The 3,878-nt window shown below is 63.0% G+C and carries 4 protein-coding genes and 1 pseudogene; 2 read left to right on the forward strand and 3 right to left on the reverse strand.

The annotated features are described in order from the left end of the window. Positions 1 to 578 (reverse strand): ComEC/Rec2 family competence protein (locus HX846_RS18045; RefSeq protein WP_178965826.1); only part of this gene is annotated, 578 nt, incomplete at its 3' end. 147 nt (positions 579 to 725) lie between these two features. On the opposite strand from HX846_RS18045, the gene HX846_RS18050 reads away from it, so the two are divergent. Then, on the forward strand, positions 726 to 1,241 hold the full coding sequence (locus HX846_RS18050) for a DUF2062 domain-containing protein (protein ID WP_004371367.1): 516 nt from the start codon (positions 726 to 728) through the stop codon (positions 1,239 to 1,241). 3 nt (positions 1,242 to 1,244) lie between these two features. Here HX846_RS18050 and HX846_RS18055 read toward each other — a convergent pair whose 3' ends face one another. Together HX846_RS18055 and HX846_RS18060 are read right to left on the reverse strand one after the other, a co-directional pair. After that, a complete protein-coding gene (locus HX846_RS18055; RefSeq protein WP_008434990.1) occupies positions 1,245 to 2,615 on the reverse strand; it encodes a sensor histidine kinase in 1,371 nt (456 codons plus the stop codon). Beyond that, a complete protein-coding gene (locus HX846_RS18060) occupies positions 2,602 to 3,330 on the reverse strand; it encodes a response regulator transcription factor (RefSeq protein WP_004371371.1) in 729 nt (242 codons plus the stop codon). Before HX846_RS18060 ends, HX846_RS18055 begins: the two co-directional genes overlap by 14 nt. A gap of 205 nt (positions 3,331 to 3,535) precedes the next feature. Here HX846_RS18060 and HX846_RS18065 point away from each other — a divergent pair. After that, positions 3,536 to 3,878 (forward strand): annotated as a pseudogene (locus tag HX846_RS18065) (hybrid sensor histidine kinase/response regulator); the annotation flags it as partial.

The following is a 3,878-nucleotide window of genomic DNA, read 5'->3' on the forward strand; positions in this document are numbered from 1 at the left end:
GCCGCCAGGCCTGCCTCTCGCCCCTGGGCATCCACTGCCAGCAGCCGCTGGCGAATCCCGTCGCGCCAGGCATGTCGTGCCGGTGCCAGCAGTTGGCCGTCCTTGACCGAGCCGGTGGCGCCAATCCGCTGGGCCAGCAGCCAGGCTTCATAGTCAAAGCCATCGGCATTGAGCAATCCGGAAGGACGCTTGAGAGTCACCGCCAGTCGCCAGCGCTCACCGCTCTTAACCGGTGGACCGCCGCGCCAGGACACGCGAATGCGCTTGGGAAGCAGGTCCTTGCGTGACCGGCTGTCGGTGAGTTCGAAGCGCACACCGTCGCCCATCTGCTGCGGTAACCCGCTGACACGCCCCTCCACCCAGCGGGTCTGGCCATCCAGATGCGGGGCCAACCGGTCATCCAGCGCCCACTGCGCGCTGAGGCATGCCCAGCCCAGGCCAAGCAGGAAAAACCCCAGCGGATAGGTACGAAAAGACAACAACATCAGGGCCAGCACCGGCATCAACAACAGCCAGCCGCCAGACGGCAACGCGGGTAAAAAACGCAAGGCGAGCAGCCCCAGCGCGAGTGCGAACATCCCTGTTCTCATGGATCTTTCCTTGAAAGCGACCCATTGAGTCTTAGCCGGGCTAGCGGTGTGGCCTATTATTATTTGTCACAAAGTCTGAATTTCACGTTCGTGGAATGCGGGCATACTTGCCCCTCGAACTGACCTGGACCCCTTATGCCACGGCGCTTATTCAAACGGTACATGCCCGATCCGACCAGCATTCGGGAACACAAGTCCTTACGCTTTCTCGGCAAGTTGCTGCATGACCCGAATCTCTGGCACCTCAATCGGCACTCGGTCGCGCGGGCCATGGCCGTTGGCCTGTTCGCGGCATTCATCCCCATTCCCTTGCAGATGCTGCTGGCAGCGGTCCTCGCCATCAGCGTGCGCGGCAACATGCCGATTGCCGTGAGCCTGGTCTGGCTGACCAACCCGATTACCATGCCGCCGGTGTTTTTCTGCACCTACATGACCGGGGCCTGGCTGATGAATGTGCCACCCCGCAGCATGCCCGACGAGCTGACCTGGGAATGGATCAGCGGGCAGTTGTCGACGCTGTGGCAACCGTTCCTGCTGGGCTCGGTAGTACTGGGGCTGGTGATGGCGGTGCTGGGTTATTGCCTGACCATGGGCTATTGGCGCTGGTGGGTGGCCCGACAGTGGAAAAAACGCAAACAGCGCAGGTTGTAACCGTTAGCGCGCCAGCAAGCGCATGTGCACACGTAAACCCTGGCCGGTATTTTCCGCCCACAGGCTGCCGTCCTGACGCTGCACAGCGTTGCGCGCAATGCTCAAGCCCAGGCCAAAGCCGCCGTCGCCGGGCCGTGAACCGTCCAGCCGGGTGAATGGCGCAAAGATTCGCTCCAACTCCACCTCATCGATCCCGCCGCCCTGGTCTTCCAGCCACAAGTGCCAGTGATCCCCCTCACGCTGCCCGCCCAATTGCACCGTTCCGTCTTGCGCAGAGTGCCGGATGGCATTGCGCAGGATGTTCTCCAATGCCTGGGCCAGCAGGTTCAGATGACCGCGCACCCAGCAGTCGGCCCCCAGCTCGCACTGCAAGCGTGAAGCCGGCCAGCCACTTTCAAAACAGGCGTTTTCCCGGAGCATGTCCCACAGCGCCTGCACCTGGATGTCTTCCTTGGGCAACGGCGCGCGTTCGGTGTCGAGCCAGGCCAGTTGCAGGGTGTCGTCCACCAGGCGCTGCATGCCGTCGATTTCCCTCCCCAGGCGCTCGCGCAGCTGGGTCAGGTCCTGCTCGCTGTCACTGGCCACACGCAGGCGGCTCAACGGTGTGCGCAACTCATGGGACAAATCCCGCAGCAGTTGCTGTTGCAGGGCCACGGTGCCTTGCAGGCGTTCAGACATCTGGTCAAACGCGCGGCCCAATTCCCCCAGTTCATCCTGGCGGCTGGTGGTGTCGCGGGAAAGCCGGGTGCCCAGTTGATCGGCACGCCAGGCGTTGGCCTGCTCTCGCAGGTGGTTGAGAGGCATGATCAACAGCCGGTAGAGGCCGATGCACAGCAGCAGGGTGAACAGGCCGGGAATCACGCCATTGGTGACGATCCGCCAGAACAGCTGGTTTTGCCCGGGCATGAAACGCCGCGGCAACTCGATCACCAGGGAGCCCGCACCCGGGTCGAGCGGGAACGGGATTTTCAACCACGGCAGGCCCTTGGCATGCCGGCTGACGGGCCAGTCCAGGCCGCGCAGGAAGGTCAGGCGCTGGCTCTCCTTGTCCGTCAGTGGGTAGCTGCTCAGGGATTGCAGGTCGTTGCCGATGACCCCCACCCAGGTGCGCTCGCGCTGGCCCAGGGTGTGCAACCATTCGTCCACACCGGCGTTGCCGCCCTTGTTCCAGGCCAGTTCCGCGCCAGCGGCATAACCGCTCAGGGTGGCGCGGGCCTCGCTGGACAGAAAGGCATTCTGCTCTTCCATATACCGGCCCCATGACCAACTGAGCCAGATCATCAGCAAGCAGAACGCGATCAGCAGACAGGCCAGTTTCCAGAATAACGAATGCTTGCCCGGCAGCCGTTTGAACGCGGCTTTAAAGCCCGTCATCGTGACCGCTCAACACATAGCCCTTGCCCCACACCGTGCGCACTTCCCGCTCGCTGTAGCCGACAGCCTTGAGCTTGCGACGAATCTGGCTGATGTGCATGTCCAGGCTGCGGTCATGGGGCGCATAGCCGCGCTGGAACACATGCTGGTAGAGGAAGGCTTTGCTGAGGACTTCTTCGGCGTTGCGGTGCAGTGTTTCCAACAGGCGATATTCGCTCCGGGTCAGGCCGGCCCACTGCTCCCGGTGAAACACATCACACAGCTCGTCATCGAAACGCAGGCTGCGGGCATCGCCGCGCACCGCCGCCAGGGCCGGCAACGGCCGCCGGTCCAGGGCGACCCGGCGCAGGATCGCTTCGATGCGCACCCGCAACTCGGCCATGCTGAACGGCTTGGGCAGGTAATCGTCGGCCCCCAGGCGAAAACCGCTGATGCGATCGGCTTCGGCCCCCAGGGCCGACATCAGGATCACCGGCATCGAATGGCTCTGGCGCAAATGCGTGAGCACCGACAAACCGTCCATGCCCGGCAGCAGGATGTCCATCAACACCACGTCGAAGCGCTGATCGCGGGCCATTTGCAGGCCCTGCTGGCCGTTCTGGCACCAGGTCACCTGGAAGCCACACAGGCCCAATTGCTCATGGACATAGGCGCCAAGCACAGGATCGTCTTCAATCGCCAGGATACTGGGTAAGCCAAGTGCTGCGGGATTCATTAGCGTCTGCAAGTCATTCTCAATGACTGATTATTCAAGATTGCCCCCCCATGAGCAACCGCCGCCGGGCGTCCGGCGGCCCAAGGTTTGCCTCAGGTCATTAATTTTGCAAGATTCCCCGCCGCGCAAATGGCTACACTGCGCAGGTGGCGCGGGCCGGATGCCTGCGTGGAATTCGACAACAGTGTGGTAGCAGGAGAGTGGCGTGCTTAAAAGAATGGGGATAAAAGGCCGCGTACTGTTGCTGACCTTATTGCCTACCAGCCTGATGGCGTTGCTGCTGGGCGGGTACTTCACCTGGATGCAGCTTTCGGAGTTGCAGTCGCAGTTGCTGCAACGCGGCGAGATGATCGCCGAGCAACTGGCGCCGCTGGTGGCCCCGGCCCTCGGCACCAGGAACACCGACCTGCTGGAACGCATCGCCACCCAGTCCCTGGAACAAACCGATGTGCGCGCCGTGTCGTTCCTCGGGCCCGACCGCACGCCCCTGGCCCACGCCGGGCCGACCATGCTCAACCAGCCGCCCATCGGCAACAGTTCGCACCTGC

It is taken from the genome of Pseudomonas sp. K5002, assembly GCF_013386655.1.
In the GTDB taxonomy this organism is placed as follows: Bacteria; Pseudomonadota; Gammaproteobacteria; order Pseudomonadales; family Pseudomonadaceae; genus Aquipseudomonas.